This is a genomic window from Magnetospirillum fulvum MGU-K5, from assembly GCF_000442515.1.
Lineage (GTDB): Bacteria > Pseudomonadota > Alphaproteobacteria > Rhodospirillales > Magnetospirillaceae > Phaeospirillum > Phaeospirillum fulvum_B.
In genome coordinates this window covers 1-24,335 of sequence record NZ_AQPH01000032.1, presented here as the reverse complement: position 1 = coordinate 24,335, position 24,335 = coordinate 1, and the positions used below count along the sequence as shown (strand labels likewise).

Here is a 24,335-nt window from a genome sequence, read left to right as displayed (position 1 = left end):
GTTATTTCGGCAAGCCCGCGGCGTGGCGGATCAGATCGGCGATCAGGTCGGGCCGTTCCTCGTGAGCGAGGTGGCCCAAGCCCTCGAACGTCACCACTTCCGAACCGGGCACCAGGGCGTTGACCTTCTTGGTCATCACCGGCGGGATGGTGCGGTCGTTCGAGCCGGTGGCGAGGATCAGATGGGCCCGCAGGTGGGGCAGATCGCGCCGCAGCGGCTTTAGATCCCAATTGGCCATCATCGCGATGGCAGCGCCGACATGGCCGGGCGACATGCCGAGGCGGCGATAGAGTTCGATGGTTTCCGGGGCCAGCACCGAGCCGGTCCCCTTCATCAGATCATCGACCATCGAGGTATAGCGGGCGCGCAACGCGAACAGATAGGGCGGATGGGGCAGGGCGGCCATCATCTTAGCCAGCGGGGAGAAAATCCGCGCGGGCAGCCCGTCGAGCGGCAACAGGGCACCGCCCAGGCTGATCAGGGTCTTGGGCGCGATCAGCCCATCCAGACACATCCGGGCCAGGATTGCCGCTCCGGCCGAATGCCCGATCACCAGGGAGGGCACGATTCCCAACGCCCGCAGCAAGGCATGATGCGACCGCGCCATGCCGGGCAGCGACATGTGCGACGGGGCCGGTCGGGTGGTGAAACCATGACCGGGCATATCGGCAGCGATGACGGTGAAATTTTCGGCCAGCAGCGGGAACAGACCGGCCCAGGAATGGGTGGTGGCGCCGGTGCCGTGGATCAGGAACAGCACCGGGCCGCTTCCGGCCTGCTGGACATGCCAGACCATCCCACCCGCAGGGACAAACCGGCTGGCCTGGCGGTTGGGCCAATCGCGCCCGTCCGTATCCCAGATCAGCCGGCTTTGCATGATTATCCCCTCATCCTTCCTTCGGCGGCGGCCGATTCTGCGGCCGTGGCTTTGACCGCCTTCGACATCGCGTTGGCGTCGGCGTAGGGGAGCAACAGATATTTCGCTCCCATTTCCGCCGCCAGCTTCTGCGCCATCGGCTGCGGACGCCGGGCCGTGTCGATCAGCATCGCCGAGAAGCCGGAAACCCGCAAGGCCTGAGCCGAGGCAATCGCATCGGCTTCGGCCATCGGGCGGCCCGGCGTACCGTCACGGGCGATGTTGCCCTGACCGTCGGTGAGGAACACCAACACCGGGGTCTGCCCCTTGTCGCGACAGCCGGTGGCTACCATCCAGGCGGTGTCGATCGCCGAGGCAAGCGGGGTGCCGCCGCCGCCGGGCAGCCCGGCCAGCGAGCGCTTGGCCCGGACCAGCGAGCGGGTCGGCGGCAGCAGAACCTCGGCGGCCTTGCCCCGGAAGGCGATCAGGGCAACGTTGTCGCGGCGGACATAGCAATCGGCGAGCAGCAGTTCGACCGCTCCCTTGGCTTCGGCCAGACGCTGCAACGCCGACGATCCCGAGGCATCGACGATGAAGATGGTGGTGGTTTCGGACCGCTGCTTGAAGTGGGTGCAGCGGAAATCACTGCGCCGGACTTCGACCAGGGTCGCGGTGCGGCCTTCCTTGGCCGCTTCCTGGCGGCGGAGCGGTTGCCAGGGGGCGGCGGCGCGCAGGGTCTCGATCAGATTGAGCCGGGTGTTGGGGGTGGGCTCGCCCGCCCGCACCGCCGAGGGACGGCCGCGCCGACCCTTTTTCTTCGCGGCCCCGGCCGCGCGGCTACCGCCCGAGGATTGGGCGCGCGACCGCACGTCCTTGCCCTCGCGCAATTGCGCCAGCAGTTTGTCGGGAATCGCCGCCTGCGCGACGGCGATCATCATGTCTTCGAGTTCCTGCGGGTCGAGGGTGTCGCTGTCGTCCTCGTCCTGCGGTTCCTCCGGCTGGTCGGGGTCCGACGGCTCTTCCGGCGGCGGCGGTTCGTCGGGCGGCGGCTCGTCTTCCTGCGGCTCTCCGCTCGGAATGACAGTGGCGCGCGGCCCGAACACCAGGGACGCGGCGGTGGCGGCGTCTTCCTGGGTCACCGCCTCGTGCCCGGCCAGGGCGGCGGCGGCGCGGGCGACCTTGACCGCCAGCAGCGAGGCACGCACCGAGGCGATGCCGAGCGCGACCGAGGCCGAACACAGCGCCACCATGATATCGTCGGGGAAGGTGACCGAATCCAGCCGGGCGCGGGCTTCCGCAACCTGGGACGGCGGGATCACCGAGGCGGACAGATCGCTTTCGACGACGTTGTCGAGATTGAGCAGAAACGCCAGCCGTTCGGTCAGCACCGTCGGCGGCCGTTCGTCGTCGGCCAAGCCTTCGTCGAGGGCGACAACGCCGATCCGGGCGGTCGAGCGCAGGCCGAGGCCGTCACGCTCCAACTGGACCTCGCCGCGATCGAGCACGCCGCCGATCCGGCCCGCGGTTCCGGCCGACAGCCGTTCCGCCATCGCCAGGACGACGATGCCGCCATCGGCTTCGACCAGCACGCCGCGTTCGGCAATCGGCTTGCCCATCCGCAGCGTCGAAGCGAGATCGAGGCCGCCCAGCAGGCGGCTGTCGGTGATGTGGGTCGGGATGCGCCGCATCGGCGCATCCTCGGGCAGATAATCCCTCAGCAGGCCAAGCCAGCGATCGCGGGCCGGTCCGGCCAGCGACCGCACGGAAGCGCCGCGGATCCCGACCGGATCGACCGCAAGCAGGGCGGCGGCCAGCGCCGCCGAGGCCCAGGGCGAAGACGCCCCGGGACCCGCGTCGGGCTCACTCATTTGCCGAACACCTCTTCCATCGCGCGCTCGATGCGGACGGTCGAACCGGCATCGTCCAGGACGTTGCGGCGCAGACGGTGACGCAGCGACGACGGCGCGACCCGGCGCAGGTGATCCGACAGCACTTCATCGGAACCGTCCAGGGCGGCGACGGCGCGGGCGGTGCGCAGCAGGGTCAGTTCGCCGCGCAGACCGTCGGTGCCGAGGATCATGCACAGCTTTGACGCCTGTTCCAGCACCGCATCCGACACGGTGATGTTGGGCAGACGGTCGCGGGCGGCGACGATCAGCGCGCCGATCTTGGCGTCTTCCTCGGCCCACTGGGCGACGAACGCCTCGGGGTCGCGGTCGAAGGCGTCGCGGCGACGGACCACTTCGATCCGGGCGGCCAGATCGGTGGGGGTGCGGATTTCGACCGACAGGCCGAACCGGTCGAGCAGCTGCGGGCGCAACTCGCCTTCTTCCGGGTTGCCCGAACCGACCAGAACGAAGCGGGCGGGGTGGCGGATCGAGATGCCTTCGCGTTCGACGACGTTTTCGCCCGAAGCGGCGACGTCGAGCAGAACGTCGATCAGGTGATCCTCAAGCAGGTTCACTTCGTCGATATAAAGGAAGCCGCGATTGGCGCGGGCGAGCAGGCCGGGTTCGAACGCCTTGACGCCCTGGGTCAGGGCGCGTTCGAGATCGAGCGCACCGACGACGCGGTCTTCGGTCGCGCCCAGCGGCAGATCGACCACCGGAACCGGAACATAAGAGACTTCGGGCTTTTGCCCATTGACGCCGTGGTGGCCGTTGCAGCCATCGACGCACTTCTTTTCGTCCGTGGCAGGGTCGCTGCTATACCGACAGCCCGTCACCACTGCCATCTTCGGCAACAGAGTCGCCAGGGCGCGCACGGCGGTGGACTTGCCGGTGCCGCGATCCCCCAGAACCAGGACGCCGCCGATGGTCGGCGAAACCGCCGCGACCAACAGGGCCTGCTTCATCTCGTCCTGACCGACGATCGCCGAAAAAGGAAAAACAACGCGCATGGTCATACCGCTCCGAACTGGATGATGTGTCGCGCAACGGCGCCGATCGGGTCTCCCCCCCGTCCCGTCCAGCAGGGACGGGCATGATCCCGGGCGTCAGCCACGGGACGGCCGTTTCGTCGAAGAAGGTCTAGGTGAAAAATCCGCCTGCTCCCCCCGAAGTGCGAGGCGCGGATGATATTTCATAAGGACCAGCCGCCGCAATTGGTTCCTGGACTCTTTGACACGTCTTCTCGGTCGATTGGCTCGTTGTATGTCCCTCAATCGCCGGGCGCTCGGTCCCCTCGCTTGGCTCTCGCTCGCATGGGCTCGCGGGCGCTCAGCGCGCCAGTCGCTGCGCTCCGAAGATATCACCTTTGTTTTCTGACCTCTTTGACACGTCTTCTCGGTCGGTTATGGTTCTGCTCCGATCGTTCGAACCGCCCATGCCACCCGATCCAAGGAGCCGCAGGCCATGACGTCCCATCCCGATTCTTCCGGTCCCGCGCGGATCGGGCCGAATTCAATCATCCGGATGGCCGAGGCATTGCGGGAACAGCAGGGCGAGGCGCGGACCGCCGAGCTGTTCGCCGATGCCGGATTGTCGGCCTATCTGACCAATCCGCCGACGACGATGGTCGAGGAAACCGAGGTCATCCGCCTGCATCACGCGGTGCGCGCCGGGATCGGGCTGGACGCCGCCGCCCGTGCCTCGTGGGATGCCGGGCTGCGGACCGGCGATTATCTGCTCGCCAACCGGATTCCCCGTCCGGCCCAGCGGGTGTTGAAGGTGTTGCCCGCCGGTCTGGCCGCCAAGACCCTGCTTCAGGCGATTGGCAAACATGCCTGGACCTTCGCGGGCAGCGGCCACTTTTCCTATGAAGCCGGGCATCCGGTGCGAATCACCATCGCCAATTGCCCCACCGCGCGGGGAACCACCGCCGACCGGCCGCTGTGCGATTTCTACAGCGCGACCTTCGAGCGCATTTTCTCGACCCTGGTCAATCCCGCTGCCCGAGTCACCGAGATCGCCTGTGCGGCGGCGGGTGCTCCGGCCTGCGTCTTCGAGATTCGCTGGAAGTAGGGGGGCAGCGACACGCGCCTTAGAAAGGCATAGGCGTTTAGAACGTGTCGCATTTTCTTCCCTTTTCGCCAACCTCTTGCGATAATCGGGTTCGTCCTCCGGCTCGGCCCTAGAGTCCGGAGGGTCTTCCCATTCCGGGCTAACAGAGCTGCTTCGCCGGTCTCTCGGCGGAAACGGTCGCCCATCGGGGATGTGCCAGATGTACAGTGTCGAAACGTGCGGTGTCAGCGAAGGCGACCGCTTCGTCAAATCTATCAATCCGCGCGGGCGGATGTGGAAGGTGGTCGCGATCCGCATCACCGTCGACGGTATCCCGCATGCCCGGCTGGCCTCATGCGATAATCGCAGCAGCGAACAGACGATCTCGACTTTGACTCTGCGGGACCGCGATTACTGGCTGCCTGCCGCCAGCCAATCGACCATCGCCCGCTGAGTGCGGCGCTTAGGGCGGATTTGGCCCAAAGCGTTCGGCCAGGAAATCGATAAAGACCCGCACCTTGGGCGATAGCAGGCGGGCGTGGGGATAGACGGCGAACACCGCCCCGTCCTGGTGCGTCACCTCTGTCAGCACCGGGACCAGACTCCCCGCCCGCAGATCCTCGCCGACGATAAAAGTCGGCAGGCAGGCCAGCCCCAGCCCGTTCAAGGCCGCGACTCGGATCGCGTCACCGTTATTGATCCGCAGGCGGCCCTTGATCTCGACCGGCCAGGGGCGGCCGTCGCGATCGACGAATTTCCACTCATTCCCAGCCGACATGTTGCTGTAGCACAGGCATTCGTGCCCGGCGACGTCGTCCGGCGTGGTTGGGATGCCCCGTGCCGCCAGATAGGCCGGGCTGGCACAGACGACCCGGCGCAGCGGGGCCAGTCGGCGCGCCACCAGGCTGGACTCGATCAACTGGCCGATCCGCACCGCCATGTCGAACCCTTCATCGACCAGATCGACGAAGCGGTCATTCAGGGTCAAGTCGATTTCGACCTCGGGGCAGCGGGCCAGGAAATCCGGGATCGCCGGGGCAAGGTGGCGGATGCCAAAGCTCATTGGCGCATTGACCCGCAATCGGCCGCGCGGGGCAGCCTGAAGATGGCTGACCGACAGGTTGGCTTCATCGATGTCGGCCAGGATGCGGACAAGCTGGTCGAAATAACTGCGTCCCGCTTCGGTCAGGGTCAGGGCCCGGGTGCTGCGATGGAGCAGGCGCACCCCCAACTCGCTTTCCAGAGCAGCGATCTGGCGGCTGACCACCGATTTCGAACTGCGCAACCGTCGGGCCGCTTCCGAAAACGATCCCGTTTCGGCGACACGGGCAAACGCGGTCATCGCGGCCAGACGATCCATGATTGTTGCTCTATCCGCAACAGTTAGTCTCTGAGTTGGTAGATTGTCTCTCTCTGCGATCCGGCGCAAGCTGCCTTAACGGTATTTCGCCGGTTTCGGAGAAGAGATATGAGCCTTGTTCTGCGCCCCGCCGATGCGCGCGGCCACGCCAACCACGGTTGGCTGGACAGCCATCACACCTTTTCCTTCGCCGATTATTTCGATCCCGCCCACATGGGGTTCCGGGCGCTGCGGGTGATTAATGACGATATCGTCCGCCCCGGAACCGGGTTCGGGATGCACGGTCACCGTGATATGGAGATCGTCAGCTATGTCGTCGCCGGGGAACTGACCCACGAAGACACCACCGGATCGACGGGTGTGCTGCGCCGGGGCGATGTTCAGTACATGAACGCCGGAACCGGCATTCGCCACAGTGAGGTCAACGCATCGGTCAGCGAGGATGTTCGCCTGCTTCAGATCTGGATCGAGCCGCCGCGTCCGGGATTGCCGCCCTCATACCACCAGGAAGCCGTGTCCGACGCGGATAAGCATAATGTCCTGGCCCTGATCGCCGGTCCCGAAGGGTCGGGGGCCGCCCTGACCACTCATCGCGATGTCCGGGTCTATGCCGCGCTGCTGGAGGGCGGGACCGCGCTTTCCCATCCGCTCACTGCCGGGCGGGGTGTCTGGATTCAGGTCGTCGATGGACAGCTCTCGGTCAACGGCGTCGCGCTGGCATCCGGCGATGGTGCCGCGATCGAAAACGAAGAGACGATCCGGATCACCGCCCCAGAGCGGGCCGAATTTCTGCTGTTCGACCTTGATTAATCCCCCCATTCAAAACGATAGGACGTTCCCGATGAAGGTACTGCATATCGATTCCAGCCCTCTGGCCGATGCCTCGGTCTCGCGTCTGCTGACGAAATCGATCGTTACGGCCCTGACCGAGGCCCATCCAGGCCTTGAGGTCACTCACCTCGATCTGGTCGAGACCCCGCCGCCCCACCTGACCGGCGAACTGATCCAGGTGGTGAAGTTCCGCAACCTCGACACGCTGAACGCGGCGCAGCGCGAGGAACTGGCTCGCACCGACCATCTGGTCGATCAGTTCCTGGCCGCCGATGTCGTCGTGATCGGCGCGCCGATGTACAATTTCTCGCTCCCCACCCAGTTGAAGGCGTGGATCGATCGCGTGTCCCAGGCGGGGCGGACCTTCCGCTATACCGAAACCGGGCCGATCGGTCTGGCGGGCGGGCGCAAGGTGATCATCGCTTCGGCCCGGGGCGGTCTGTATGCCGGAACGCCCTATGAAACCGCGCTCGATCACCAGGAAGCCTATCTGCGCGCCATTCTCGGTTTCTTGGGCATCACCGACATTGCCGTCATCCGTGCCGAAGGCGTCGCGATGGGTCCGGAAGCCCGCGCCAAGGCGCTGGAGGCGGCCGAACACGAGATCCGCCAATTGATCCCAGGCTGATCTGCCCGATTTATGGGGTGAGGCGCTGTCCTTGCTGACGATTCACCCGGCCCGCCCGACACTTGTCTGGCGGGCCGGTCGTCTTTTTGCTGTTTGATTGACGCCCGCTTCTGGTACCGCCATCTATAGGACCTCAACACAGGGCGGCGGTGGGGCGCCTCCCTTTCGGCCGCCAGGGCGGGTATGATATTTCAAGCGAGAATAAAGGATTTATCGGATGTCTCCAGGCTGGATATTCAGGCCTCTCCTCTGCTTCGTTCTCCTTGCCCAGCTTCCCGGCGCGTCCGCTGAGTTGCTTGTTTCGGTGGCCGAGGGTGAATGGATCTGGGCCTTTGTTCATCTCGTCGCCGTCGTGGGCGATGTGTTTTTCTGCTTCAAAATTCTCCGCGACGGCATCGAGTAAGACCGGACTGTTCCCACTCCTCCGCTCCTCGTGGCGGCCGCGCGCTCTGGCCGTTTGACTGAGCCAGACCGAGGCGGGCAGTCGTGCCTCGCTTTGTCCGATTTGGATACGAGAACGTCCGGCACCGTTCCTTTCGCCCTGGTATCGGGGGGCGGCCTGTCTTTGTTATTGCAAACGACTCTCAATCTCATAAAATGCCGCCCGGGAATAGCCAGCCAGCCCGCTCCCCCCGCGGCAGCCAGCCACGCCTCCTTGCAAACAACGGTCCTTGCGTTGGAGTGATTCGGCATGGCTTTGCGTTCCGGTCTGTATCTTTCTGTTTCCGCGTCCTTGTTTCCGCTGGCCGCTTTTGCCGCCGATCCGGTTCCGGTCACTGCGCTTGATGCGGTGACGACAACCGCGACCCGCACCCAGCAAAGCGTCGCCGATGCTGCCGCTGCGGTAACGGTGATCGGTCGGGAGGAAATCGAGCGGGAGCAGCCCCAGACCGTGGGCGATCTGCTGGAAGACATTCCCGGCGTCACCATCAGCGGCGGCACCCGCAGTTCGGCGCAAAGTGCCAATATTCGCGGCATGTCGGATGACCGGGTCGTCACCACGATCGACGGGGCGCGCAAGACCTTCAATGCCGGGCACAAGGGCCGGTTCTTCCTTGATCCGCTGCTGTTGAAAGAAGTCGATGTTCAGCGCGGCCCCAATTCGGTGCTGTATGGCAGCGGGGCCTTGGGCGGTGTCATCAACATGCGGACCAAGGATGCCGCCGATTTCCTTCGTCCCGGCGAAACGTGGGGCGGGGTCGGCACCGTCGGCTTCCAGAGCGCCAATGCGCAAAAGATGGCGTCGATGACCGCCTTTGCCCGTCCGATTGACGCGGTCGACCTTCTCGCCAGCGTGACCCGACGTCACGATGGCAATACCAAAGACGGCAATGGCGACAAGGTTCCCTATTCCGGCGACGATATCGGCAGCGGGATGGTCAAGGGCTCGGTCAAGCTGGGCGACGGCCACACAATCGGCCTGATGGGGATGCAGTTCCGCGATACCCTCGACGCTCCCAGCAATGCCGATGGCGATACGGTCACCGCCTCGAACCCGCTGGTGAAGCGCAAGACCTCGGAAGATACCATCGCGCTGAACTGGGCGTTGGCCCCCAGCGATCTGAAGTGGCTGGACGCCCACGCCACCTTGCACCAGACCAATCTGGCGATCGAGGAAGACCGCAAGAGTTCGTATCGGCGCGACCAGACCAAGCTGCTAACCCAGGGTCTCGATCTGTCCAACACCTCGCGATTCTCGACGGTGGGGGTCGGCCATGCCCTGACCTATGGCATTGATTATCTGACCGATCAGCAAAAGGCGACCCGCAACGGGGCCGCCCGTGACAGCTTCCCCCGCGCCAATCAGGACACGTTCGGGGCCTTTGCCCAGAACGAAGTGACGTTGCTGCCGGTTCTCAGCCTCATCGTCGGCGGACGCTATGATCGGATCGGAAATGAACGTGCGGGCCGCGAGGATGTCACCAGCGAGCATTTCTCGCCGCAGGCCACAATCAAGGTCACCCCGGCACCGTGGCTTCAGCTTTGGGGCACCTATGCCGAGGCGTTCCGGGCTCCGTCTCTGACTGAGCTTTATGTCGGCGGCCAGCATTATCCCGGCAACACCTTCATCGCCAACCCCGACCTGAAGCCGGAAACGGCGCATAACAAGGAAGTCGGCGTCAATCTGAAGTTCAGCGACGTCTTCCAGTCCAACGACAAGCTGCGGGCCAAGGTCTCGGCCTATGCCAACTCGGTCGATAATTTCATCGATCAGATCGTTGGGGCCACCACCACCCGCTATGTCAATGTCGGCAAGGCCGAGATCAAGGGAATCGAGGCCGAAGCCAATTACGACATGACGATTCTGTTCGCCAGCCTGGGCGCGGCGCATATCGAGGGCGAGGATTCCGAGAGCGGATCGCCGCTGTCGAGCATTCCCGCCGACAAGCTGACCCTGATGCTGGGCGGCCGCTGGATTGATGCCGATCTCGATTTCGGTTGGCGCGGCACGATGGTCGGCAGTCAGAAGGACGTGCCGACCGGCGGGTTGCCGACCGGCGGCTATGCCCTGCACGATCTGTTTGCCGGGTGGACTCCCAGCGACGGCCCGGCCGAGGGAACCCGCATTCAATTCGCCGTCGATAATTTGTTCGACAAATCCTATCGCCCCCACCTCGCCAGCACCCGCGATCCCGGTCGCAATCTGAAGCTGACGCTCAGTCGGCAATTCTAAGTGGACAGACGGATCGACATCCGGCCTTCGCCCCCGGCCTATCTTGGTGCCTTGCTGATTTCGGCCGGGGTTCATGGCGGATTGTTGATCTGGGCGACCAGACCGCCGCCGTCTCCCCCGTTGGCGGTGGCGGTTCCGGCCGCGTCTCTGTCGGTGACATGGGTGACGTTGGCATCGGAGCGGCCCGCCCCGTCGGTTGCTCCGGCCCGGAGCGATCCCAGGCCGCCCGATGTGAGTCCGCAGCCGACGCCCCGCCCGGTCTCGCGTCCCACCAAACCGCCGCCGCCATCCCCGGTGCGCGAGGTGACCAAGCCGTCTGTTCCGGCGGCTCTGCCTCTCGCCCCGGCGGTCGGCCCGGCGGGGCCGGAGCCGGAACCGGAGCAGGCGCGAGATCCGGACCCGGTTCCGGCCGAGCCGCCATTGATCACGGTGCCACGCTTTCGGCATCCCCCGGCCCCGGCGTCGTACCCGAAGCGGGCGATGGACACCAACCAGCAGGGCACCGTGCTGGTCCGCGCCCTGGTCGGGACCGATGGCCGCCCGCGCGATGTTCGTATCTGGGAGACCTCGGGCTTTCGCCTGCTCGATACGGCGGCCGAGGCGGCGGTTCGCGGCTGGACCTTCGAACCGGCCTATTGGAATGGGCGTCACACCGAGGCCTGGGTCCAGGTTCCGGTGCATTTCGTTCTGCGTTGATCTGGAGAGCCTGATGGTTTCGTCTGTTTATCTGCGGCTCTGCGCCTGGGCGCTGTTGGCGCTTCTGATCGGCACCCTGTTCGGGGCGGCTCCGGTTTCGGCGCGGTCGCTGCTGATTTTGTCCGCCGCGCCGATGCAGGCGGGGAAGTACGAGGCAATCGCCCCCTTGGCCCAGGCGGCCGGGATCGAGATGGAGTACCGCTTCATCGACCGGCCCGGCACCGAACTGCGTCCGGACGATCTGTCCGGCCATGATCTGGTCGTGATCGATGCCCCGTTCGGATCGGCCCTGGGAACGGCCCAGTCGAAACTGGCCCCGCTGCTGCCCGCTGTGTCGGCGCCCTGGATTTGGATGCAATCCAACCGCGCCCTTTCGAACGGCGTGGACGAAGAGACCGCCGCCCGGCTTCACCGCTATTTCATCAATGGCGGGCGGGCCAATTTCGCCGGCTTCCTGTGCCAGATGAACCAGTCACTGTTCCACACCGGCGGCCCGGCTTGCGCCGAGGCGATGGTCTTCCCCGAATCCGGCATCTATCACCCCGGATACGGGCCGCGCATCTTTGCCACCGCCGAGGCTTATCTGAGTTGGAAGGGGATCGATCTGGCCAAGCCAGGGCCGGTGATCGGGCTGTTGATCCACCGCACCCATATCGATTCCGAGGTCACCGGCTTTATCGACGACCTGATCCACCGGATCGAAAGCGCCGGAGCGGTGCCGCTGGCGGTCTATGTCTCGCCGATGGCCAATGGTGAAATCACCCGGCTGATGTCGGTTGCGGGCAAGCCGATCGCCTCGGTGATCGTCAACACCCAGATCGTCTTGAACCCCGAGGGCCGCAAGGCCGAGTTCGAGGCGCTTGGCCTGCCGGTGATTCAGGCGATGCCCTACCGCAAGGGCGAGCAGACGGATTGGGAAAAAGACCCGGTCGGCATCGCGACCCAGGACATTCCGTTCTATCTCTCCCAACCCGAATATACCGGGATCGCCGATCCGCTGATCGCCAGCGTCAACCGGGCCAGCGACGGCGCGATCCGGCCGATCGAACGTCAGGCCAAGGCCGCGATCGACAAGGCGCTACGGCTGGTCCGGCTTCAGCGCCTGCCCGCCGCCGACAAGAAGGTGGCGCTGTTCTTCTATAACTACCCTGCGGGCGAAAAGAATCTGGGGGCCTCGTTCCTTAACGTACCCCAGAGTCTCGAAACCGTGCTGGCGGCGATGCAGGAGGCGGGATACCGCGTCACGCCGCGCACCTCCGATCAATTGATCGAGCAGATGACGGCGATGCTGCGCCCCTATTATCGCGACGGCGAGGCCGAATCCCTGCTGCAACAGGGACTGGCGGCCAAGCTGCCGGTGGCGCGCTACAAAGCGTGGTTCGACAGCCTGCCCGAAACGGTGCGCCGTCCGATTCTCGATCGCTGGGGCCAGCCGGAACAGTCGGGGATGGTGGTCCGCCACCTGTTCGAACGCTCGTTCGTGATTCCCCGCCTGTCGCTCGGCAATCTGACGATTCTGCCGCAACCGCCGCGCGGCGAACGGCTCGACGACCGCGAAAAGGCGCTGTACCACGACACCAAGGCGCCGCCGTCCCATGCCTATCTTGCCGCCTATCTGTGGGCGCGCGATCAGTTCCGCGCCGACGCGCTGATTCACTTCGGTACCCACGGCACCCAGGAATGGCAACCCGGCAAGGAACGCGGTCTGGCGGTCGAGGACTTCCCCTACCTCGTGCTGGGCGACCTCCCGGTTCTCTATCCCTATATCGTCGATAATATCGGCGAGGCGCTCCAGGCCAAGCGGCGTGGCCGGGCGGTGACGATCTCGCACGCGACGCCGTTCTTTGGTCCGGCCGGGCTGCATGGCGACATCACCCGGCTGCACGATCTGCTTCATACGTGGCTGTCGATGGACGAGGGCGAGGTCCGCGCCAAGACCGCCGCCGAGATCCGCGCCCAGGCCAAAAGTCTGACCCTGGACAAGGACATGGGACTGACGCCCGAGGCGATCGAGCGCGATTTTCGCCATTTCGTCGATGCCCTGCATACCCATCTGCACGAGCTTGCGCTGGCGCAGCAGCCGATCGGGCTGGCCCATTTTGGCCAACCCGCCGCCCCGGACGACCGCCTGTTCACCGTGATGCAGATGTTGGGCAAGCCGTTGCTGACCGCTCTGAACCCCGCCGATCCCGAGGAAAGCGTCGTCGGCGATTATACCAAGCTGAAACAGACCGCCGCCTGGGCGTTGCTTGACCGTCATGTCCGCCGGGGCGAGCCGTATCAGGGCAAGCAGGCGATTGCCGATCTGATCGAAAAGGGGCGGGGCTATTGGTTGGCGCTGTCGGCCCCGCGCGAGACCCAATCGTTGCTGGCCGGTCTGTCCGGGCGGATGATCCCGACCTCGTATGGTGGCGATCCGATCCGCAATCCCGACAGTTTGCCCACCGGGCGCAATCTCTATGGCTTCGATCCGTCGCGGGTGCCGACCCGCGAGGCGTGGGAGGCCGGGCGCGAGGCGGCGGAAAAGCTGATCGCCCAGCACCGCGACAGTACCGGCCAATTCCCCGACAAGCTGGCCTTTACCCTGTGGTCGGTCGAAACGATGCGTCACTTCGGCGTTCTGGAAGCCCAGGCGATGGCGGTGATGGGGGTGCGCCCGAAATGGGATCAGGGCGGACGGGTGATCGGGATTGAGGTGATCCCCGCCGCCGAGTTGAAGCGTCCGCGTGTTGATGCGGTGATTTCCGTCACCGGGCTGTACCGCGATCACTTTCCCAATCTGATGAAATGGCTGGCCGAGGCCGCTGCCCAGACCAGCCGGTTGAGCGAGCCGGGCAACGCGATCGCCGCCCATACCAACGCGGTCGAAGCGACCTTGCGCGGTCAGGGAGTCGCGGCGGACGAGGCGGCCCGTCTGGCCCGGACCCGGCTGTTCTCATCGGAATCCGGGGCCTATGGCACCGGACTCGATGGCGCTACCTTGGCGTCGGACAGTTGGGGCACCGGTGCCGACGGCAAGGAGAACCGGGCCGAGGGCGAGCGCAAGCTGGCCGGGCTGTATCTCGACCGGATGCAGTTCGCCTATGGCCCGGACGAATCGCGCTGGGGTGAAAAGCCGCCGGTCAACGCCTTTGCCGAGCATCTGAAAGGGGTGAAGGGGGCGGTGCTGTCCCGGTCGTCGAACCTGTATGGGATGCTGACCACCGACGACCCGTTCCAATATCTGGGCGGCATCTCGCTCGCGGTGCGGCATCTGTCGGGTCAGTCGCCCGCGCTTTATATCTCGAATCTGCGCGAAGCCGGGCGTCCGCGCACCGAAACCGCCGCGGGCTTCCTCGCCCGCGATCTGAAGTCCCGCTATCTCCATCCCGGCTGGATCGAGAAGGCCCAGAAGGAAGGCTATAGCGGCGCGATCGAAATCCTCGACAGCGTCAATAATCTGTGGGGATGGCAGGCCACCGCGCCGGAAACGGTTCGCGACGACCAATGGGCCGAGTTCAAGGCGGTCTATGTCGATGACAAATACAAGCTGGGCGTCAACGAATGGTTCGAAAAGACCCATCCCCAGGCTCAGGCCCAGATGATCGAGCGGATGCTGGAAGCGGTGCGCAAGGATTATTGGCACGCCGAGTCCCAGACCGTCGCCGATCTGGCGCGCCGTTGGCAAGATCTGGCCAGCCGCCACGATATCGTCAGCGACAACGCCAAATTCACCGAATTCGTCGCCCAGGCGGCGGGCTATGGGCTTTCGGCCCAGCCCGCGTCGCCCGCCCAGCCGCAATCGGCCGCTCCTGCGGCGCCGACCCAGACCGTCAGCGGTCAAAAGCTGGAAAAACAGCCGGATTCATCCCCGGTCCCGCTCGACTGGACCGCTCTTCTGTCGGCCCTGGTGATCATGTCCGCCCTGGTTGGTGGGCTGGTGCGGCAGGCGCGGCGGAGCCAGCCGGGGCTTTCCCTCTCTTCACTTTCGCACGGAGCCTAACCATGGCGTTTCACCTCGAAGACCTTCTCTATGGTGCCAGCCAATTGTTCCAGATCCCCGTCCTTGTCGCGGTCGTGGCCCTGTTCCTCTACGCCTTTTACGCCGTCGGCGGCTTTCTGTGGCAGATGCGGCAGCGGCGACAGGACGACCCAGCCGGATTCGATCTTATCGAAACGTGGCGGGGCAATCGCCACATGAACGCGGTCGAGTTGGAAACCCTGGCCTTTCGCCGGTTGGAAAGCGCCCGAATTGTCAGCCGGGTCGCCCCGATGCTGGGCTTGGTCGCAACGATGATTCCGATGGGACCGGCGTTGAAATCGCTGGCCGATGGCAATTTCGCCGCCGTCGGCGGTAATCTGACCGTCGCGTTCTCTGCGGTGATCCTGTCGCTGGTGGCGGCGTCGCTGGCCTATTGGGTCGTCAATGTTCGTCGCCGTTGGTACGCCGAGGATATGATCGCGATCGATCGCCTGCGCCCATGCCCCGATGCCGCGATTCTGTCGTCTCGGGCGGTGGATGCGGTCCTGACGATGGAGGCGGCGCAATGACCTCCCGACTGCTTGAAGAAAGCGATGCCGACGATCCGATCTTGTCGGTGGTCAATCTGATCGACGTGTTTCTGGTGGTGATCGCCGCCCTGCTGCTTGCGGTCGCCAGCAATCCGATGAATCCGTTCAGCGCCGATCAGGTGACAATGATCAAGAATCCCGGCCAGCCCAACATGGAGATCGTGGTCAAAGATGGGCAGAAGCTCGACCGCTATAAATCGAGCGGCAGCATCGGCCAGGGCGAAGGGGCCAAGGCCGGAATCGCTTATCGTCTCAAGGACGGCTCGATGGTTTACGTTCCGGAATAATCCGACCGGACGATGTGATGGGGGACAGAACCAGACGAGGGGAGGGGGCTATGTCGGTACCGCGTGACCGGGGGGAAGAGTCGGACGGGTGGGGGACGCTGACGCTTTGCCGCCCCGACGATTCCGCTTTTGCGAAGATCAGCAGCCAAGCGTTGCTATCGAATCGCAAGGCTTTGATTATTGAGCACGAAGGGTGCGAATACACGCTTCGGGTCACCCGTCAGAACAAGCTGATTCTGACCAAATAAGGGTGACATCGTTTGGGTCAGGCAGGTGTGTCCGTTCGGACCGCCTGTCTTGTCGCGTCCGGACGCAACAATGCCGCCGTCGAAGACTCGACGGCACCGGGTTTAGCTCGAAACTATTGGGGAAGGTGGCTGGGGCGGGAGGACTCGAACCTCCGAATGGCGGTACCAAAAACCGCTGCCTTACCGCTTGGCGACGCCCCACCAGGGTGGGAGGCACCTTAGTCTGAACCGGACAGGCTGGCAACGGCCGATCTGTCGGGGATTCGCGACGCAAAAGGTGCGACAGAAAATAACGGCCCCTCCGCTCGGGAGAGGAGGGGCCGCAATAGAAACCCTCTTAACGCGAATAGAATTCGACGACGAGGTTCGGTTCCATCTGGACCGGGTAGGGAACGTCCGCCAGCTTCGGGATACGGACGAACTTGCCCTTCATGTCCTTGTGATCGACTTCGAGGTAATCGGGCACGTCACGCTCGGGCGACTGCGAGGCTTCGACGATCAGAGCCAGATCCTTCGACTTGGTCTTGACCGAGATTTCATCGCCTTCACGAACCTGATAGCTCGGAATGTTGACGCGCTTGCCGTTGACGCGGACGTGGCCATGGTTGACCAGCTGACGCGAGGCGAACGGGGTGGGCGCGAACTTGAGGCGGTAGACCACGGCGTCGAGCCGGCTTTCCAGCAGGCCGATCAAATTCTCGGAGGTGTCGCCACGACGGCGCACGGCCTCGTCATACAGGCGGCGGAACTGCTTCTCGCCGATGTTGCCGTAGTAACCCTTCAGCTTCTGCTTCGCCATCAGCTGGGTGCCGAAGTCCGAAGGCTTCTTGCGGCGCTGACCGTGCTGGCCCGGGGGGTTTTCCTTGCCACGCGCGAGCGGGCTCTTGCCACGGCCCCACAGATTGGCGCCCAGGCGGCGGTTAATCTTAAACTTTGCTTCGATACGCTTGCTCATGGTCGTCCTTCGGTCCGAATTAATCGGTTCACGATTGTCCCGATAGCCCTGGTCCGGCACAGCCGGGGGAGGGTGAGCACACCAAAGGGGCGCCCGCCCGTTTTCTCGGGAGAGAGGGCGGAACTATACGGACCGCGGCCGGGATGTCAAACGAAACAAGCGTAAACAGGTCGATTCTCCGCCCGCGCGATGAGGGCGGTGTCCCCCGCTTTGGGAAAGGGGGGTGATTTCCCGCTGGGATCAGGCTATATCAGACCGCTTAAGACACAAGGGGCTTTTGCAAGATGACCGTTCTCGTTACCGGAGCCGCCGGTTTCATCGGCTATCACACTTCTCTGCGCCTGCTGGAGCGGGGTGAGTCGGTTCTTGGCCTCGATAATCTCAACCCGTATTACGATGTCGCGTTGAAGGAAATGCGGCTTGCTCGGCTGCGGGAATTCCCCGGCTTTTCCTTTGCGCGGGCCGATATCGCCGACCGCGCTGCTGTGGCCGAAATCGAGCGCGCCAATCCCGGCATCGACGCCATCATCAATCTGGCGGCCCAGGCCGGGGTGCGCCATTCCCTGACCGCGCCGCACGATTACACCCATTCCAACGTCGAAGGCCATCTGGTGATGCTGGAACTGGCGCGGCGGTTGCCCGTCTGTCGCCACTTCGTCTATGCCAGCTCATCGTCGGTCTATGGCTCGAACACCAAGCTCCCCTTCTCGGTCGAGGATCGCGTCGATACCCCGATCTCGCTCTATGCCGCGACCAAGCGCGCGGGCGAGCTGATCAGCCATTCCTACAGCCACCTGTTCCGCATCCCCACCACTGGCCTGCGGTTCTTTACCGTCTATGGCCCGTGGGGACGCCCCGACATGGCCGCCTATCTATTCGCCAAGGCGATCATCGCCGGCGAGCCGATCCGGGTGTTCAACAATGGTGACATGCGGCGCGATTTCACTTTCATTGACGATATCGTGTCCGGAATCGTCGGTGTGCTCGATAACCCGCCGCCCGATACCGGTGCCGAGCCGCCCTATCGGCTTTATAATATCGGCAACAACCGCTCGGAACGGCTGATGGATTTCATCGGTCTGGTCGAGCAATCGCTGGGCCGCAAGGCGAATTATGTGTTCGAGCCGATGCAGCCGGGCGACGTCAAGGAAACCGCCGCCGACATCTCGGCGATTGCCCGCGATGTCGGCTTTGCCCCCACCACGCCGATCAGTGTCGGCGTGCCGCGCTTCATCGACTGGTTCAAGCAATATCACGGTCTCTAAGAGGGATAATACCAAACGGCTCTTTGAGTGAAACTTATGCTGTTTGGTTAGGCCCGAAGGGCCGCGCGCCTCGTGGCGCGGAGCCCAGCGGCCCGGATGGGCAGCGCCCGGCGAATGAGGGGCTCGCGCGGATCGGGTTCGATCCGCGCGGCATGATATAAGGCGCCGTCCGGACCATCCGGGCGGCGTTTTTTTATCGGTGACGGCCAAACAAAAACGGCGGGGGAAAGTCCCCCGCCGTTTCCGTATTTAACGCCTGAGAGGGGCGAGACGGCTTATTCGGCCGCCTTCTGCTCCTGCGCCTTGGCGATGCCGAGGCGGTCCCACACGGCGCAGAACGATTCGACCAGATGATCCATCATCGAATCGTCGTGCAGCGGGGTGGGGGTGATGCGCAGACGCTCGGTCCCGACCGGAACGGTGGGGTAGTTGATCGGCTGAACATAGATGTTGTAGTCCGACAGCAGCATGTCGCTGGCCTGCTTGCACAGCGAGGCATTGCCGACCATCACCGGGATGATGTGGCTGACCGACGGCAGCACCGGAATGCCACGCTCGGACAGGCGACGCTTGCAGGTGGCGGCGCGTTCCTGATGCTTCTCGCGCAGTTCCGGATGCTTGCGCAGGTACTGGATGCTGGCAAGGCAGGCGGCGGCGGTCGCGGGCGGCATCGAGGACGAGAAGATGAAGCCCGGCCCGAAGCTGCGGGCATAATCGACGCAGGCGTTGCTGGCGGCGATATACCCGCCGACGACGCCGATCGCCTTGGCCATCGTGCCCTGAAGGATGGTGATGCGGTCGCGCAGGCCATCACGTTCGGCGACACCCGAGCCCTGCTCGCCATACATGCCGACGGCATGGACTTCGTCGAGATAGGTCATCGCGCCGTACTTTTCGGCGACGTCGCAGATTTCGGCGATCGGCGCAATGTCGCCGTCCATCGAATAGACCGACTCGAACGCGACCAGCTTGGGCGCATCCTTGGGCGCGGCGGCAAGCAGGCGCTCAAGGTCCTGGGCGTCGTTGTGACGGAAGATCTGCTTGGGCGACCGGCCGTGGCGGATGCCCTCGATCATCGAATTGTGGTTCAGCTCGTCCGAGAAGATGATGCAGCCGGGGATGGTGGCGCCCAGCGTCGACAGGACGGTCTGGTTGGCGACATAGCCCGAGGTGAACAGCAACGCCGCTTCCTTGGCGTTGAAGTCGGCCATCTCTTCTTCGAGGAGGACGTGATAGTGGTTGGTGCCCGAAATGTTACGGGTACCACCCGCACCGGCGCCGCAGCGATCAAGCGCCTCGTGGGTGGCGGCGATCACTTCCGGGCGCTGGCCCATGCCGAGATAGTCGTTGGAGCACCACACCACGACTTCAACGGTCTTGCCGTCGCGATGGTTCAGCGCGACCGGGAAGCGGCCGCAGATCCGCTCGAGATCGGCGAAGACACGATAGCGGCCTTCGGCCTTGAGATCGGCAATCCGCTTAGAAAAATAGTGCTCGTAATCCATCCCAGTCCTCCCTCCGACCTACCGGGGGAGGAAACCCCCCCATCTCCCGGCGGTTCGAGCCAACTACATTGCCCGCAGGGGACGTCTGCGATCGTTCGCACGAGCGGGCGGTGAGCGTCAAAACTCTGCCCGATCCGCCCTTGCGCAGAGCGAACCGGAACAGGCGCCGATCCTAGTGGATCGAAAAGGGACGTTGCAAGTGTACTTGAGGTAATTTTCCTCACTTCCCGTCCGGGTATTGCTGATTTTTCGCTTGGAAGGGGGGCTCGCGCCGGGTAGGGCACGTCCCCCCCATCCGGTGAGGGAGGATCAGCGCCGCTCGGCGACCCAGGCGGCGGTGTCGGCCAGCGCCAGAGCGAAGCGGTACAGCATCTCGGAAATTTCGTCGGCGGTGATGATCAGCGGGGGCGAGAACGCGATCGAATCGCCCATCGCCCGCAGGATCAATCCGTGATCCTGGGCGCGGGCGACCAGGGCCGCGCCGACACCCCAGGCCGGATCGAACGGAGTCTTGGTCTCCTTGTCGGCGACCAGTTCGACGGCGGCGATCAGGCCGATCCCGCGCACTTCGCCGACCATGGGGTGGTTGGCAAAGCCGCGCAGCCCATCCTGAAGCACCGGAGCCACCTGGGCGACATGGCCGAGGATGTCGCGTTCGGCATAAATCTTCAGGGTCTCGACCGCGACCGCCGCCGAAACCGGGTGGCCGCCATAGGTGTAGCCGTGGCCGAAGGTGCCGATCCGTCCCGCCTCGGCGACGAGCGGAGCCAGCACCCGTTCGTTGATGAGAAGGCCGGAAATCGGCAGATAGCCGGACGACAGCCCCTTGGCCACCGTCATGATGTCGGGACGCATCCCAAAGGTCTCGGACCCGAACATCTTGCCGGTGCGGCCAAAGCCGCAGATCACTTCGTCGGCGACCAGCAGGATGTCGTATTTGTCGAGCACCGCCTGAATCTTGGGGAAATAATCGGCGGGGGGAACCACCACGCCGCCCGCGCCCATCACCGGCTCGGCGAAGAAAGCGGCGACCGTCTCCGGCCCCTCGGCCAGGATCATCGCTTCGAGTTCCTCGGCCAGACGGGTTGCGAACGCCTCTTCGCTCTCGCCGGGACGGCCGCCGCGATAGTAATGCGGGCAGGCGGCGCGCAGCACCGCCGGGTCGGGCAGGTCGAACGAGCGGTGATTGACCGCCAGCCCGGTCAGCGACGCCGTCGCGATGGTGACGCCGTGATAGGCGCGGTCGCGGGCGATGATCTTCTTCTTGTTCGGCTGACCCATCGCGTTGGCGCGATAGCGGATCATCTTCAGCGCGGTGTCGTTGGCTTCCGAGCCCGAGCCGGTCAGGAACACCCGCGCCATCGGCACCGGGGCCATCGCCAGCAGCCGTTCGCCCAGGTCGATGGCCGGGTCGTGGCTCTTATGTCCGAACAGATGGTAGAACGGCAGCTTGCGCATCTGCTCGGTAGCGGCGGTGACCAGCCGTTCCTCGCCCCACCCAAGCGCGGTACACCACAGACCGGCCAGTCCCTCGATGTAATCCTTGCCGGAATCGTCGAAGACGCGGACGCCTTCGCCGCGGGTGATCACCACCGGCCCGATTTCCTGGTGACGGATCGGATTGGTGTAGGGGTGAAAGAGCGATTCGATGTCTCGCTCGGCGGTGGTGCGGTTGGTCGGGGTGGAGGTCATGATCTCTCCCTAAGGGGGGTACGGAAGAATGGGGCGGGCGGCTTAGATGTGGGTCAGCCAGCCGATCAGAAGCGGAGTCAGGATCGCGGTGACGATACCAGCCAGACCGATGGCCAGACCGGCATAGGCGCCTTGCGTCTCGCCTTCCTGGAAGGCGCGGGTGGTGCCGATGGCGTGGGCCGAGATGCCGAACGCCAGCCCGCGGGCGGACGGAGAGCGTACCCGGGCCAGATTCAACACCCAGGTTCCAAACATTGCCCCGGCCACCCCGGTCAGAACCACCAGAACGGCGGTCAGCGAGGGGATGCCGCCGATCCGTTCGGAAATCCCCATCGCAATCGGCGTGGTGACCGATTTGGGGGCAAGACTGAGCTGAACCGCGGGCGAGGCCCCCAGCAGCCGGGCCGAGACGACAACGCTGATCAACGCCATCGCCGATCCCGCCACCGCCGTTACCAGCACGGCGGGCCACGAGCGGATCAGCGACGGCAATTGGCGGTACAGTGGCACCGCCAGCGCGACCGTCGCCGGTCCCAGCAGCAGGTGAACCATCTTCGCGCTGTCGAAATAGGTTTGGTAGGTGACGCCGCTGACGCTCAAGACCGCGATGATCACAATCATCGTCACCAGCACCGGATTGATCGCCGGTCGGCGGCCACAGCGTTCGAACAGCCACACCGCGCCCTGATAGACCAGCAAGGTGAGGGCCAGGCCGAACATCGGCGACGAGATGATGGCGTCCCAGGCGGCGCGCGGATCGAAGCTCATGGCTGATCCTTTCGGGCCTTGCGGTCGAGCAACTGCATAGTGAGGCCGCTGACCAGCATCGTCAGCAGGGTGCTGACCAGCACCGCGACGCCGATCGGTACCGCCTCGGCAACCAGGATGTCGGTCTGGACCATCACCCCGACGCTGGCCGGAACGAACAGCAGACCGAGATTGCCGAGGATGCCGCGGGTCACGCGGTCAAGCGATTTGGGGACCCGGCCCCGGATCAGCAATCCCAGGAACAAGATCACCATTCCCGCCACTGGGCCGGGCAGCGGCAGGCCGAACAGCCGGACGATGGCTTCTCCGGCAAGCTGGCAGAGCACCAGAACCGTGATAGAACCAAGCACCGTTGCTTCCTTTCCCGAGCCGGAGGGTCCAAAGGCCGTTCCCCGAGTCGATCAACCGAGGGGGGCGGTCGCCGGAATGGTGCCTACCGTGGTCTTCGTCCCGCAAACGGTCAAGACCCTGCGCACTCGGCAGACCCGCGCATCTCGCTTTCAGTGGGGAGGGGGTTCTGGTTCGGGGGGGGGGCGACCGGGCCAATGGGCTGCCGCTTATGATCTGTCGGCGATTTTGGCCGGGCCGATCCGGGTGGTCAAGTCACGTCCGTCTTCTGCCGGAAAAGTTAAAGGGCGGGATCCGCTGGATCCCGCCCCCATCACCTTAGGCGCTGCGGCCGCCATGCAGAGACGACCACTGCACCGGATCGTGCAGGAACGAGCGCACCGCCTCGATGGCGCGACGGTCGAACGGACCGTCCTGTTCCGCCACTTCCAGCACGTCCCACCAATTGGCGAGGTAGCCGAGCTTGACCCCGATTTCTTCCAGGCTCTTCAGCGCGCCGGGGAACACCCCATAGAAGAACACGACGTAGGAGAAATCGATCGTGCAGCCCGCATCGCGCAGGGCGTTGACGAAATTGACCTTCGATGCACCGTCCGAGGCCAGATCCTCGACCAGCACCACGCGGGCGCCGTCGCGGAAATCGCCCTCGATCTGGGCATTGCGGCCAAAGCCTTTCGGCTTCTTGCGGACATACAGCATCGGCAGGCCGAGCTTGTCGGCGATCCAGGCGGCATAGGGAATGCCGGCGGTTTCGCCGCCGACGATGGCGTCAACCGATTCATAACCGCAATTGCGCAGGATCGCGGTGCTCATCAATTCTGAGATGCGGGCCCGGGCGCGCGGGAACGAGATGACCTTACGGCAATCGACATAGACCGGGCTGGCCCAGCCCGAGGTCAGGATATAGGGTTCCTCGGGTCGGAAGTTGACCGCCCCGATCTCCAGCAGGATGCGGGCCGTGGTCAGGGCCGCCTGTTTCTGCTCGTGGGTGCGGGAAACTGTGTTTGCCATGGGGGAACCCTCTTCTGATCGCCGTGTCGCCTTGTCGCGTGGGCGCTCTATAGGCACAATCGCTTCCGTCCTGCAAGAAGACAGAAACAGGGAGACGCAATGTCTGACGTGATCGAGGTCATCCGTGCCGACGGTGTTGCCACCGTTACGCTTAATCGCCCGGAAAAAATGAACGCTTTGAACCTTCCGATGTGGCAGGGGCTGGCCGAGGCATTTACCAGTCTCTCCGCCGATCCGCAGGTTCGGGTGGTGATTTTGCGCGGGGCGGGGACCAGTGTCTTTGCTCCTGGGGCCGATATCGACGAGTTCGATACCCTGCGGGCCGATGCCGCTCAGGCCAAAGAATACGATCTGGTGCTGCGCGCCGCGCTCGACGCGGTGCGGCTTTGCCCCCATCCGGTGATCGCGGCGATCTGGGGGGCGTGCGTCGGGGGGGCGCTGGAACTGGCCTGTTGCTGCGATTTGCGCCTGTCGGCTCGCTCCGGTCGCTTCGGGGTGCCGATCAACCGTATCTCGGTGGTGATGGCCTATCCCGAGCTGGCCGAAATCCGCCGGGTCGCCGGGGTCGCTGTCGCGCTGGAATTGCTGCTGGAAGGCCGCGTGATTGACGCCGACGAGGCGCTGGCGAAGGGGCTGTTGACCCGCGTCGTCGAGGATGAAGCGCTGGAGGCGGAAATCGCGGTGACCGCGCGGCGCATCGCTGCCGGGGCACCGCTGGC

The 24,335-nt window shown here is 64.6% G+C and carries 24 protein-coding genes and 1 tRNA gene; 13 read left to right on the top strand and 12 right to left on the bottom strand.

The window, feature by feature from the left end; genetic code table 11:
* Position 1: 1 nt before the first annotated feature.
* Genes bchO through bchI form a run of 3 tightly spaced genes read right to left on the bottom strand, consistent with a single transcriptional unit; the run spans position 2 to position 3,755 of the window.
* Complete coding sequence (bchO, locus tag K678_RS09585) at positions 2 to 877, bottom strand: alpha/beta fold hydrolase BchO (protein WP_021132260.1); 876 nt, start codon at positions 875 to 877, stop codon at positions 2 to 4.
* Between the two features lie 2 nt (positions 878 to 879).
* Positions 880 to 2,724 carry a magnesium chelatase subunit D gene (locus K678_RS09580; protein ID WP_021132259.1) on the bottom strand — a complete coding sequence of 615 codons (1,845 nt, stop codon included), beginning with the start codon at positions 2,722 to 2,724 and terminating at the stop codon, positions 880 to 882.
* On the bottom strand, positions 2,721 to 3,755 hold the full coding sequence (gene bchI / locus K678_RS09575; protein ID WP_021132258.1) for a magnesium chelatase ATPase subunit I: 1,035 nt from the start codon (positions 3,753 to 3,755) through the stop codon (positions 2,721 to 2,723). Before bchI ends, K678_RS09580 begins: the two co-directional genes overlap by 4 nt.
* Before the next feature lie 454 nt (positions 3,756 to 4,209).
* Here bchI and bchJ point away from each other — a divergent pair, with 454 nt between their 5' ends.
* The gene (gene bchJ, locus K678_RS09570; RefSeq protein ID WP_021132257.1) at positions 4,210 to 4,818 is read left to right on the top strand and encodes a bacteriochlorophyll 4-vinyl reductase; all 609 of its coding nucleotides are present in this window, start codon (positions 4,210 to 4,212) and stop codon (positions 4,816 to 4,818) included.
* Between the two features lie 199 nt (positions 4,819 to 5,017).
* Complete coding sequence (locus K678_RS09565) at positions 5,018 to 5,251, top strand: hypothetical protein (RefSeq protein WP_021132256.1); 234 nt, start codon at positions 5,018 to 5,020, stop codon at positions 5,249 to 5,251.
* Positions 5,252 to 5,260: 9 nt separating this feature from the next.
* Here the strand turns inward: K678_RS09565 and K678_RS09560 are convergent, their stop codons facing one another.
* Positions 5,261 to 6,157 (bottom strand): LysR family transcriptional regulator, encoded by an 897-nt coding sequence (locus K678_RS09560; protein ID WP_021132255.1) that lies wholly within the window; start codon positions 6,155 to 6,157, stop codon positions 5,261 to 5,263.
* Positions 6,158 to 6,265: 108 nt separating this feature from the next.
* Between K678_RS09560 and K678_RS09555 the strand changes: the two genes are divergently transcribed.
* The 4 genes from K678_RS09555 to K678_RS09540 all read left to right on the top strand — a co-directional run bounded on the left by K678_RS09555 (position 6,266) and on the right by K678_RS09540 (position 10,290).
* A complete protein-coding gene (locus K678_RS09555) occupies positions 6,266 to 6,967 on the top strand; it encodes a pirin family protein (protein WP_021132254.1) in 702 nt (233 codons plus the stop codon).
* Positions 6,968 to 6,998: 31 nt separating this feature from the next.
* A complete protein-coding gene (locus K678_RS09550) occupies positions 6,999 to 7,616 on the top strand; it encodes an FMN-dependent NADH-azoreductase (protein ID WP_021132253.1) in 618 nt (205 codons plus the stop codon).
* Between the two features lie 217 nt (positions 7,617 to 7,833).
* Positions 7,834 to 8,019: a hypothetical protein gene (locus K678_RS09545; RefSeq protein ID WP_021132252.1), complete on the top strand. Its 186-nt coding sequence runs from the start codon at positions 7,834 to 7,836 to the stop codon at positions 8,017 to 8,019.
* A 288-nt stretch (positions 8,020 to 8,307) separates the two neighbouring features.
* Positions 8,308 to 10,290: a TonB-dependent hemoglobin/transferrin/lactoferrin family receptor gene (locus K678_RS09540; RefSeq protein WP_021132251.1), complete on the top strand. Its 1,983-nt coding sequence runs from the start codon at positions 8,308 to 8,310 to the stop codon at positions 10,288 to 10,290.
* 71 nt (positions 10,291 to 10,361) lie between these two features.
* On the opposite strand, the gene K678_RS18640 is transcribed toward K678_RS09540, so the two are convergent.
* Positions 10,362 to 10,601: a hypothetical protein gene (locus tag K678_RS18640; RefSeq protein ID WP_021132250.1), complete on the bottom strand. Its 240-nt coding sequence runs from the start codon at positions 10,599 to 10,601 to the stop codon at positions 10,362 to 10,364.
* Between K678_RS18640 and K678_RS18635 the strand changes: the two genes are divergently transcribed.
* Genes K678_RS18635 through K678_RS09515 form a run of 5 tightly spaced genes read left to right on the top strand, consistent with a single transcriptional unit; the run spans position 10,594 to position 16,072 of the window.
* The gene (locus K678_RS18635) at positions 10,594 to 10,986 is read left to right on the top strand and encodes an energy transducer TonB (protein WP_155804513.1); all 393 of its coding nucleotides are present in this window, start codon (positions 10,594 to 10,596) and stop codon (positions 10,984 to 10,986) included. The two genes, K678_RS18640 and K678_RS18635, sit on opposite strands and share 8 nt — an antisense overlap.
* A 13-nt stretch (positions 10,987 to 10,999) precedes the next feature.
* Complete coding sequence (gene cobN / locus K678_RS09530) at positions 11,000 to 14,968, top strand: cobaltochelatase subunit CobN (protein ID WP_021132248.1); 3,969 nt, start codon at positions 11,000 to 11,002, stop codon at positions 14,966 to 14,968.
* Positions 14,969 to 14,970: 2 nt separating this feature from the next.
* Positions 14,971 to 15,516 carry a MotA/TolQ/ExbB proton channel family protein gene (locus tag K678_RS09525; protein ID WP_021132247.1) on the top strand — a complete coding sequence of 182 codons (546 nt, stop codon included), beginning with the start codon at positions 14,971 to 14,973 and terminating at the stop codon, positions 15,514 to 15,516.
* Complete coding sequence (locus tag K678_RS09520) at positions 15,513 to 15,824, top strand: DUF2149 domain-containing protein (protein WP_021132246.1); 312 nt, start codon at positions 15,513 to 15,515, stop codon at positions 15,822 to 15,824. The genes K678_RS09525 and K678_RS09520 overlap by 4 nt, the downstream gene beginning before the upstream one ends.
* Before the next feature lie 50 nt (positions 15,825 to 15,874).
* A complete protein-coding gene (locus tag K678_RS09515) occupies positions 15,875 to 16,072 on the top strand; it encodes a hemin uptake protein HemP (RefSeq protein WP_021132245.1) in 198 nt (65 codons plus the stop codon).
* Positions 16,073 to 16,198: 126 nt separating this feature from the next.
* Here K678_RS09515 and K678_RS09510 read toward each other — a convergent pair.
* Positions 16,199 to 16,273, bottom strand: a tRNA-Gln gene (locus K678_RS09510).
* A gap of 136 nt (positions 16,274 to 16,409) precedes the next feature.
* Positions 16,410 to 17,027 carry a 30S ribosomal protein S4 gene (gene rpsD, locus K678_RS09505; protein WP_021132244.1) on the bottom strand — a complete coding sequence of 206 codons (618 nt, stop codon included), beginning with the start codon at positions 17,025 to 17,027 and terminating at the stop codon, positions 16,410 to 16,412.
* 284 nt (positions 17,028 to 17,311) lie between these two features.
* Here rpsD and K678_RS09500 point away from each other — a divergent pair, with 284 nt between their 5' ends.
* Positions 17,312 to 18,292, top strand: coding sequence for an NAD-dependent epimerase/dehydratase family protein (locus K678_RS09500; protein WP_021132243.1), 981 nt, complete (start codon positions 17,312 to 17,314; stop codon positions 18,290 to 18,292).
* A 275-nt stretch (positions 18,293 to 18,567) separates the two neighbouring features.
* On the opposite strand, the gene hemA is transcribed toward K678_RS09500, so the two are convergent.
* The 5 genes from hemA to K678_RS09475 all read right to left on the bottom strand — a co-directional run bounded on the left by hemA (position 18,568) and on the right by K678_RS09475 (position 23,616).
* Positions 18,568 to 19,797 (bottom strand): 5-aminolevulinate synthase, encoded by a 1,230-nt coding sequence (gene hemA / locus K678_RS09495; RefSeq protein WP_021132242.1) that lies wholly within the window; start codon positions 19,795 to 19,797, stop codon positions 18,568 to 18,570.
* 309 nt (positions 19,798 to 20,106) lie between these two features.
* Complete coding sequence (locus K678_RS09490; protein ID WP_021132241.1) at positions 20,107 to 21,489, bottom strand: aspartate aminotransferase family protein; 1,383 nt, start codon at positions 21,487 to 21,489, stop codon at positions 20,107 to 20,109.
* Between the two features lie 42 nt (positions 21,490 to 21,531).
* On the bottom strand, positions 21,532 to 22,257 hold the full coding sequence (locus tag K678_RS09485; RefSeq protein ID WP_021132240.1) for an LrgB family protein: 726 nt from the start codon (positions 22,255 to 22,257) through the stop codon (positions 21,532 to 21,534).
* A complete protein-coding gene (locus K678_RS09480) occupies positions 22,254 to 22,607 on the bottom strand; it encodes a CidA/LrgA family protein (RefSeq protein ID WP_021132239.1) in 354 nt (117 codons plus the stop codon). Before K678_RS09480 ends, K678_RS09485 begins: the two co-directional genes overlap by 4 nt.
* A 316-nt stretch (positions 22,608 to 22,923) precedes the next feature.
* On the bottom strand, positions 22,924 to 23,616 hold the full coding sequence (locus K678_RS09475) for an orotate phosphoribosyltransferase (RefSeq protein WP_021132238.1): 693 nt from the start codon (positions 23,614 to 23,616) through the stop codon (positions 22,924 to 22,926).
* Positions 23,617 to 23,715: 99 nt separating this feature from the next.
* Between K678_RS09475 and K678_RS09470 the strand changes: the two genes are divergently transcribed.
* The coding region (locus K678_RS09470) for an enoyl-CoA hydratase/isomerase family protein (RefSeq protein ID WP_021132237.1) at positions 23,716 to 24,335 on the top strand (620 nt) is incomplete at its 3' end.

What these genes read in the sequence shown, in the direction of transcription:
- bchO (WP_021132260.1), bottom strand. Translation starts at nt 877, where the DNA reads ATGCAAAGCCGGCTGATCTGGGATACGGACGGGCGCGATTGGCCCAAC.
- K678_RS09580 (WP_021132259.1), bottom strand. Translation starts at nt 2,724, where the DNA reads ATGAGTGAGCCCGACGCGGGTCCCGGGGCGTCTTCGCCCTGGGCCTCG.
- bchI (WP_021132258.1), bottom strand. Translation starts at nt 3,755, where the DNA reads ATGCGCGTTGTTTTTCCTTTTTCGGCGATCGTCGGTCAGGACGAGATG.
- bchJ (WP_021132257.1), top strand. Translation starts at nt 4,210, where the DNA reads ATGACGTCCCATCCCGATTCTTCCGGTCCCGCGCGGATCGGGCCGAAT.
- K678_RS09565 (WP_021132256.1), top strand. Translation starts at nt 5,018, where the DNA reads ATGTACAGTGTCGAAACGTGCGGTGTCAGCGAAGGCGACCGCTTCGTC.
- K678_RS09560 (WP_021132255.1), bottom strand. Translation starts at nt 6,157, where the DNA reads ATGGATCGTCTGGCCGCGATGACCGCGTTTGCCCGTGTCGCCGAAACG.
- K678_RS09555 (WP_021132254.1), top strand. Translation starts at nt 6,266, where the DNA reads ATGAGCCTTGTTCTGCGCCCCGCCGATGCGCGCGGCCACGCCAACCAC.
- K678_RS09550 (WP_021132253.1), top strand. Translation starts at nt 6,999, where the DNA reads ATGAAGGTACTGCATATCGATTCCAGCCCTCTGGCCGATGCCTCGGTC.
- K678_RS09545 (WP_021132252.1), top strand. Translation starts at nt 7,834, where the DNA reads ATGTCTCCAGGCTGGATATTCAGGCCTCTCCTCTGCTTCGTTCTCCTT.
- K678_RS09540 (WP_021132251.1), top strand. Translation starts at nt 8,308, where the DNA reads ATGGCTTTGCGTTCCGGTCTGTATCTTTCTGTTTCCGCGTCCTTGTTT.
- cobN (WP_021132248.1), top strand. Translation starts at nt 11,000, where the DNA reads ATGGTTTCGTCTGTTTATCTGCGGCTCTGCGCCTGGGCGCTGTTGGCG.
- K678_RS09525 (WP_021132247.1), top strand. Translation starts at nt 14,971, where the DNA reads ATGGCGTTTCACCTCGAAGACCTTCTCTATGGTGCCAGCCAATTGTTC.
- K678_RS09520 (WP_021132246.1), top strand. Translation starts at nt 15,513, where the DNA reads ATGACCTCCCGACTGCTTGAAGAAAGCGATGCCGACGATCCGATCTTG.
- K678_RS09515 (WP_021132245.1), top strand. Translation starts at nt 15,875, where the DNA reads ATGTCGGTACCGCGTGACCGGGGGGAAGAGTCGGACGGGTGGGGGACG.
- rpsD (WP_021132244.1), bottom strand. Translation starts at nt 17,027, where the DNA reads ATGAGCAAGCGTATCGAAGCAAAGTTTAAGATTAACCGCCGCCTGGGC.
- K678_RS09500 (WP_021132243.1), top strand. Translation starts at nt 17,312, where the DNA reads ATGACCGTTCTCGTTACCGGAGCCGCCGGTTTCATCGGCTATCACACT.
- hemA (WP_021132242.1), bottom strand. Translation starts at nt 19,797, where the DNA reads ATGGATTACGAGCACTATTTTTCTAAGCGGATTGCCGATCTCAAGGCC.
- K678_RS09490 (WP_021132241.1), bottom strand. Translation starts at nt 21,489, where the DNA reads ATGACCTCCACCCCGACCAACCGCACCACCGCCGAGCGAGACATCGAA.
- K678_RS09485 (WP_021132240.1), bottom strand. Translation starts at nt 22,257, where the DNA reads ATGAGCTTCGATCCGCGCGCCGCCTGGGACGCCATCATCTCGTCGCCG.
- K678_RS09475 (WP_021132238.1), bottom strand. Translation starts at nt 23,616, where the DNA reads ATGGCAAACACAGTTTCCCGCACCCACGAGCAGAAACAGGCGGCCCTG.